This window comes from Paenibacillus sp. NPDC058367, assembly GCF_042723305.1.
Taxonomy (GTDB): Bacteria; Bacillota; Bacilli; order Paenibacillales; family Paenibacillaceae; genus Paenibacillus_AQ.
The window spans coordinates 58,800-64,910 of the sequence record NZ_JBHXIZ010000011.1; the positions used below are offsets into that span (position 1 = coordinate 58,800).

Sequence of the window (6,111 nt, forward strand, 5' to 3'; positions counted from 1 at the left end):
GTAATGCTATAATAGACAAAAACTCCGGAGAATTTCTCAACCGGAAAGGAAACAGAGGTGCTTCCCATGCTGACTAAGGAACAAATTCAGGAAATACTGCAGCCATTAACAGACTCTGAAACTGGAAAAAGCCTTGTGGAACTACAGCTGATCCGTGACATTATGATTAAAGAAGACCGTATTTCTTTATCTATCATATGTCTGAATCCTGAAGAGCAAAGTCGCATGGATCTAGAACAACAGGTTCGTGAATTGCTTGAAGCGGGTGGGGTTTCTAATGTACATATCCGGCTTCGTGATGCAACCGAATATGAACGTGCTATACTTCGCGGAGAGAGCGTAGAGGATTTCGATGAACCTGGGAAACTTAAAGGACATGCTGCAGGCCTTGATGACCATGAATTAATTAGCGAGAGCTCTGGCGTGAACTTTATCGCTGTGGCCAGCGGCAAAGGTGGAGTTGGTAAGTCAACCGTAACGGTGAATTTGGCCGTAGCCCTTGCAAGAAAAGGGAAAAAAGTTGGTCTTATCGATGCTGATATTTATGGTTTCAGTATTCCCGATATGATGGGGATCGAAGAGGGACCAGTTGTAGAAGAGGGAACGATTATTCCTGTGGAACGTTTTGGAGTGAAGGTCATGTCTATGGGCTTCTTTATTCGTGAGAATAGTCCAGTTATTTGGCGGGGACCTATGCTGGGTAAAATGCTTCGCCAGTTCTTCAATGATGTTGGTTGGGGTGAACTTGATTATATGCTGCTTGATCTTCCCCCAGGTACTGGTGATGTGGCACTTGACGTGCATCAGATGCTACCTCACAGCAAAGAGATTATAGTTACGACACCTCACGCTACCGCAGCGTTTGTGGCGGCTAGAGCGGGCTCTATGGCTCTACAGACAGATCATGAGATTATTGGAGTCATTGAGAATATGGCTTATTATGAGTGCACTGACTGTGGTAAGAAAGATTATATCTTTGGCAGAGGCGGAGGAGCGAGGCTTGCCGAGACGCTTCATACGGAGCTGCTTGCACAAATACCGCTAGGTGCACCGGACAACCATATTTCCGAACCGGATTTCTCACCTTCTGTATACAAAGAAGAGACACCATCAGGACAATTATTTGCAGAAATTGCTGATAAACTTATTGCCAAATATGAGCACTAACTCTTGTGCATAAAAAAGAGGCCTTCCCACACGTATTAGTGGGATAAGGCCTTTTTTTTAAGAACTTGAATCATCGCCGCTGCCGCCGCCACTGCTTTCCTGTTTGTCGCCACCTTCGCTACCCTTTTCTTTTTTCTCTTTTGGTTCAAGTTCTTCTTGTACGACTTTTTTAAGTAAATTCAATACTTCCATGCGAAATAATGGAGTTTGCATGGATTCCTGCATGGTCTTCATGGATTGTTTACGGTAATCAGGTGTTTTAGTGAGATTTAAAAACATTGTCATCATTTCTGGAGACTTCATAATTTCTTCGACTGATTTCTGATAAGTGGGATCCTTAATTAGCTGTAGGTGTAGTTCCTTGCTTTGTGATTGAATGGCTTTAGCAAAATCGCCCGCGAATTTGGGATCAGTCATTATCTTCTCGATTTCCTTCTGATATTCCGGTGCAGTGAGAGTATTTTTAACAGCGAGCTTGATCTCCTCTGTTGTTTGAAGTGGCATCATCTTCATGCTCATTCCACTGGTACCGCTAGAGCTGGAGCTTGATAATGATTCCTCAACCGCTTTTTTACCCTCATCGCTTTTCAATATATCTAAAACCATGGTCTTCGTTTCTTTATAACTGCCTTGTCCGGAAGAAGAACTGCTCTGCTCACTTCCGCAAGCCGTTAAGGCCATAACAAAGCTCAATGCCAAACCCACAGATCCGATAAATCTCCATTTCATTGGCGCTGCCCTCCTTTATAGGATTCTCTAGATGTATTATGCCGAATTAGATCACATTTATGTTGTGGGTGTAATGGTGTTTTGTCGGTATCCTTGGTAAAATAAATCTGACAAGAGGAGGTGAATTGGCTGAGTATAAAAAAATGGTTTCATTTATTTTGGACTACCCTCCTTATAGGAGCGGGTGGGGCTGTAATCGCTGGTCTGGCACTGCAATTCGTAAATGGTAAGATTGATTTCAAAAGTGTCGGGGATTTCTTTTTATACCCGCTGATTCTGCTTGGCTACGGTATGCTTGTAAGCGTTTATTCGCAACTTGGTTTTTTTGCCTATTTGATTTTGAATTATATGGGCAACGGCGTTTTTCCACAAAAGGTTTGGAAATACATACAACTAGTGTTTTCTGTGCTCGCATTGCTTGAACTGATTTTTTTGCGTACCGTCGTTGGTGGAGAAAGAAATGTTATGTCTGATCTAATATTAGGAATCGTTATTTTGCTAGCAGCTATTATTGTGTCTTATTTCAAAGTAAAAAGTACAAACATCTCAGCTTTGATTCCAACCCTCTTTTTTATGACAGCTATTTCAATTGTGGAAGTTATTGGCGTGCTCCGTATAGGTGTTGATAGTGCAACGGTATTTATTGTTGTTCCGCTTATCGCTTGTAATGCATTCCAAATTTTGATGCTACACCGTATTCTGAAGCCGGCAGCCGGATAATGAATGGGGAAGCACTAAACAAAGAACCCCGTGCTCTGATCTCAGAAGACGGGGTTTTTTGCTCTAACTGTATCTTAACGATTAAAATCTGATTGTAGAGGTTAATCTTAAAGAACGATACGCTCACAAAACTAAGCGTATGCTTTCGAAGTGAGTTTTGTACGAAGCGTTCCTATGATGCATATGCTTTACAAAACATAGTAGATGCTTCCGAAGCGAGTTTTGTACGAAGCTCCTCAATGATGCATATGCTTTACAAAACTTTTAGGAGGGGAATATATGGACATCAAGCGCTATATGATAAAAGACACGAAAGAAATCCGGCTTAACAAGCTGGATCCGGACGACACAGGTGTTTTTAAATCCAAAAAAGAAGTAGAAGCCAAAACAGAAGAGCTTAAAGCACGTTTGGCAGAGCTCCAAGATATTTTGTTTGCTCAGAAAAAGCATTCGCTGCTTGTTATTCTGCAAGGAATGGATTCCAGCGGTAAGGATGGCACGGTTAAGCATATTTTTTCAGGCATTAATCCACAAGGGTTTATAGTGACCAGCTTCAAGAAACCATCTCTAGAGGAAGAGGCTCATGATTTTCTATGGAGGGTTCATCAGAAGACACCTCCTAAGGGATATATCTCTGCATTTAACCGCTCGCATTATGAAGATGTATTGGTACCACGGGTACACGGAGGGTTAAAAAAGGATGACTTGAAGCGTCGCTTTCGTTACATACGGCAGTTCGAGGAAATGCTGGTGGAAGAGGGGACGACAATTATCAAGCTTTTTCTGCATATTTCTAAAGAGAAGCAGCTGAAGAAGATTAAGGAACGGCTTGAAGATCCCAAAAAACATTGGAAATTCGATGCAAGTGATCTCCAGGAGCGGGAGTATTGGGATGATTACCAAGAAGCATATGAAGATGTTTTCAAGGAATCTAGCATAGATAAAGCACCCTGGTACTGGATACCCGCCAATCATCAATGGTACCGCAACTATTTGACCTTATCCATCGTTGTAAAGACACTGGAGAGTCTGGATCTGAGCTATCCGAAGCTGAATACCCCCACACCTGACATATCGGAACTCATTTCTCCACGTCATTAATCCTTTGGACAGATCAACATCCATTACGGCACCAGAGATTGAATATGTTTTTACAGCCCAGCTGCGTCCTCAATGGCATTACTCAGTGAAGCTGAGTCGCGTACTTCTTTACCTTCGGTGTTGCTTTGACTAATCAGCTCAGAGACGGTAACGAATTCATAACCTTGTCTGCGGAGCTCGTCGATAATGAGTGGAAGTGCTTCATGTGTTTGTTTACAAGAATCACTGGCATGTAGGAGGACGATATCACCTGGATGCGCTTTTGTCGTTACACGCTTTACGATATTGTCTACGCCGATGTTCTTCCAGTCCAGGGAGTCTGTATCCCATTGAATGACCTTGTACCCGAGATCGCTGGCAACCTGAAGGACTCTTTTGTCAAAATCTCCATTAGGCATACGAATCAAATTGGGTTCAGTGCCGGTTAATTCGGTAAGTACGGTGTGAGCCGTTGAGATCTGTGTACGAATTTCTTCGTTGCTAAGTGTGCTGTAATTGACGTGTTTATGACCATGACTTCCAATTTCAAAACCTGCATTCTTGATGTTAGTTACAATGTCTGGGTGAGTCTTACTCCATGGAGACGATAGGAAGAAGGTGGCTTTGTCCACTTTCTTGTCTTCAAGTACCTTCAAAATTGGTTCAGGTCTTTTCTCCCCCCAGCTAATATCGAAGGTCAGGGCAATCAGCTTCTTCTCTGTTGGTACACTGTAGATCGCGGAAGGTCCGGATTCAGAAAAAACGGTTATGTTTCCCCTCTCGACATAGACAACTCCAGCAGCAAGAAGTACAGCGGCGAAGATATAGATGAATCGTTTAATCTTTTTGCCGCTGAATACATAAAAAGAATTCATAATGACAGCGCTCCTCTCCCATGCGAAATGCTTGTTTGTTCTAAATGTATGCTCGTACCGCAAGGTTATGACCTAAGAAACAGAGATCACAATTTCAGGAGGGTATTTATGTTGTCGTTCTTCACGTTTATTAAAGATCTAAAAACGATCCGGAAGGCTTTATTGCTGTCCTGTCTGCTGTTCGCAGTAGGAGCGGTTATAGGGTGGGTAGCTACTAGCAGTCTGGAAAAGCTATTGGTTCAGCAATTAGAGGGGCTCAGTGAAATCAGTGGCAACCTTAGAGATTCTTCTAATCCGCAATGGAGCTTCTTTGTATTTATATTTTTGAATAACAGCATCAAGGGTGTTCTTATCATATTTTTAGGAGCGTTGTTCGGTATACTGCCAGCCATATTCTTATTTATTAACGGAGCGGTTATCGGCTATCTGATTCATTTATCAGCACTGCAAGGACAGGATTTATTCGAACTAATAGTAAAAGGACTGCTGCCACATGGGATTATAGAGATTCCAGCAATCATTATTGCTTGTGCATTTGGACTTCAGTTCGGCGGGAAAGTAGTTGCAAGCCTGTTTAGCTCATCCACTAAAAAAGTGAACAGAGGTGTTGAGTGGTCTTCGTTCATGCGTCAAACACTTACGGCATCTATTTGGACAATAATCCTGTTATTTGTTGCAGCCATCATTGAAAGCACAATAACTTTTTCTCTTTTATCATAAAACTTCCGAGAATGGAGCATAACATTAAAGCTATTCATCCAAGGATTGCCTAAAGGTCAGAAGTATATAATCGTGACGAAACCATAAAGGGAATTTTTAATAATTATGGTTATAAAAAGAGTACTCCGGTTAATCTAGTGTAAGAGGATCTTAAGGCAGCTTTCTCCATGAGATGGACTAACTAATTATGTACAAGGGGTTTTTGGTTTTAGTGAATGTGTTACTTGCAACTTCATGAAGGAGGCCAAGCATATGTTGGGAATGTTGTTCAACGAAAAAGAATGCAAGGAACTGGATTATGTTTTGCGGAAAGAACTTGATGAGATGCTGTTAGATTTGAGCGATCAGCGCTTGGACCAAAATATCAGGCATGCCATCGCCAATAGATATAAGACTGTATTTCGTATGTATGCTCGTTTTGCTCCTCAGAAAGAACTTTCCAAGTATGCGTGGGGTGGACGTTCTTCTCAGTATAAACACTAAGGATAAGCGGTAAATGCAAGAGTCTTATATGAATTTAAGATTTTTTAATAAAATAGCTTGACTAAAAAGGAGTGCTCGTGATAAATTATATCTCGCGCTCCTTTTGCTTGTGTAAAAGGGAAGCGGAAGGCAAGAAAAGTTGAAAAAAACTTTTTCAAAAAAAAAGACTTGCCAAACAACGAAACACTGTGATATATTATAAAGGTCGCCGCTGACAAACAACGACGACGAAATGAGAGACATTGATCTTTGAAAACTGAACAACGAGTGAGTAGGAAATCACGAAAGTGATATCCAAAATTAGAGAATTAATTTTCTCGTCAGATGTTTCAAAATG

At 41.5% G+C, this 6,111-nt stretch carries 7 protein-coding genes; 5 read left to right on the forward strand and 2 right to left on the reverse strand.

Translation table 11 applies throughout. The features are described from left to right. The first annotated feature begins 66 nt into the window (after positions 1–66). Complete coding sequence (locus tag ACFWMP_RS30640; RefSeq protein ID WP_379426080.1) at positions 67–1,167, forward strand: Mrp/NBP35 family ATP-binding protein; 1,101 nt, start codon at positions 67–69, stop codon at positions 1,165–1,167. Between the two features lie 57 nt (positions 1,168–1,224). Here the strand turns inward: ACFWMP_RS30640 and gerD are convergent, their stop codons facing one another. Further along, positions 1,225–1,896, reverse strand: coding sequence for a spore germination lipoprotein GerD (gene gerD, locus ACFWMP_RS30645; RefSeq protein ID WP_042192146.1), 672 nt, complete (start codon positions 1,894–1,896; stop codon positions 1,225–1,227). Between the two features lie 129 nt (positions 1,897–2,025). Here gerD and ACFWMP_RS30650 point away from each other — a divergent pair, with 129 nt between their 5' ends. Together ACFWMP_RS30650 and ACFWMP_RS30655 are read left to right on the forward strand one after the other, a co-directional pair. Then, positions 2,026–2,616: a KinB-signaling pathway activation protein gene (locus ACFWMP_RS30650; RefSeq protein ID WP_379426085.1), complete on the forward strand. Its 591-nt coding sequence runs from the start codon at positions 2,026–2,028 to the stop codon at positions 2,614–2,616. Positions 2,617–2,895: 279 nt separating this feature from the next. Beyond that, a complete protein-coding gene (locus ACFWMP_RS30655; protein WP_042192144.1) occupies positions 2,896–3,717 on the forward strand; it encodes a PPK2 family polyphosphate kinase in 822 nt (273 codons plus the stop codon). A gap of 50 nt (positions 3,718–3,767) precedes the next feature. Here the strand turns inward: ACFWMP_RS30655 and pdaB are convergent, their stop codons facing one another. Further along, complete coding sequence (pdaB, locus tag ACFWMP_RS30660; RefSeq protein ID WP_042192142.1) at positions 3,768–4,571, reverse strand: polysaccharide deacetylase family sporulation protein PdaB; 804 nt, start codon at positions 4,569–4,571, stop codon at positions 3,768–3,770. A 108-nt stretch (positions 4,572–4,679) separates the two neighbouring features. On the opposite strand from pdaB, the gene ACFWMP_RS30665 reads away from it, so the two are divergent. Both ACFWMP_RS30665 and ACFWMP_RS30670 read left to right on the forward strand, forming a co-directional pair. Continuing rightward, the gene (locus ACFWMP_RS30665) at positions 4,680–5,291 is read left to right on the forward strand and encodes a stage II sporulation protein M (RefSeq protein ID WP_042192138.1); all 612 of its coding nucleotides are present in this window, start codon (positions 4,680–4,682) and stop codon (positions 5,289–5,291) included. Between the two features lie 252 nt (positions 5,292–5,543). Continuing rightward, positions 5,544–5,774, forward strand: coding sequence for a hypothetical protein (locus ACFWMP_RS30670; protein WP_036680631.1), 231 nt, complete (start codon positions 5,544–5,546; stop codon positions 5,772–5,774). The last annotated feature ends 337 nt before the right edge of the window (positions 5,775–6,111 follow it).

Coding starts and splice junctions, on each gene's coding strand:
- ACFWMP_RS30640 (WP_379426080.1), top strand. CDS start 67: ATGCTGACTAAGGAACAAATTCAGGAAATACTGCAGCCATTAACAGAC.
- gerD (WP_042192146.1), bottom strand. CDS start 1,896: ATGAAATGGAGATTTATCGGATCTGTGGGTTTGGCATTGAGCTTTGTT.
- ACFWMP_RS30655 (WP_042192144.1), top strand. CDS start 2,896: ATGGACATCAAGCGCTATATGATAAAAGACACGAAAGAAATCCGGCTT.
- pdaB (WP_042192142.1), bottom strand. CDS start 4,571: ATGAATTCTTTTTATGTATTCAGCGGCAAAAAGATTAAACGATTCATC.
- ACFWMP_RS30665 (WP_042192138.1), top strand. CDS start 4,680: ATGTTGTCGTTCTTCACGTTTATTAAAGATCTAAAAACGATCCGGAAG.
- ACFWMP_RS30670 (WP_036680631.1), top strand. CDS start 5,544: ATGTTGGGAATGTTGTTCAACGAAAAAGAATGCAAGGAACTGGATTAT.